We start from the raw sequence: 596 nt of genomic DNA on the forward strand, positions 1-596 counted from the left end.
TACTCTTCGAGTTCACAACCTGTGCATTTTGGTGTACGGGACTATCACCCTGTACCGTCGGACTTTCCAGACCGTTCCACTAACACACGAGCTGATTCAGACTCTGGGCTGCTCCCCGTTCGCTCGCCGCTACTGGGGGAATCTCGGTTGATTTCTTTTCCTCGGGGTACTTAGATGTTTCAGTTCCCCCGGTTCGCTTCATTACGCTATGTATTCACGTAATGATAGTGTGACGAATCACACTGGGTTTCCCCATTCGGAAATCGCCGGTTATAACGGTTCATATCACCTTACCGACGCTTTTCGCAGATTAGCACGCCCTTCATCGCCTCTGACTGCCTAGGCATCCACCGTGTACGCTTAGTCACTTAACCTCACAACCCGAAGATGTTTCCATCGTTCGCGCTGCAAACATTTGAGAGACTCTATGACAGGTTACTCTTTATCCCGGCACTTCTACGGAGGGACAAATTTCAGCCGTCATGTTTCAATTTTCAGCTTGTTCCAGATTGTTAAAGAGCAATATCTTAAACATGACTCGGAAGTCATCTTTAAGATATGGTGTATCGTCAGATACTTGAGACCGCCGCTTTCAC

At 48.0% G+C, this 596-nt stretch carries 1 rRNA gene; it reads right to left on the reverse strand.

Annotated features, from left to right (window positions below):
• A 23S ribosomal RNA gene (locus tag PDQ33_RS29000) occupies window positions 1-374 on the reverse strand; the annotation flags it as partial.
• Window positions 375-596: the final 222 nt, after the last annotated feature.

The sequence above is a fragment of the Bacillus cereus group sp. Bc031 genome, from assembly GCF_027716265.1.
GTDB lineage: Bacteria > Bacillota > Bacilli > Bacillales > Bacillaceae_G > Bacillus_A > Bacillus_A paranthracis.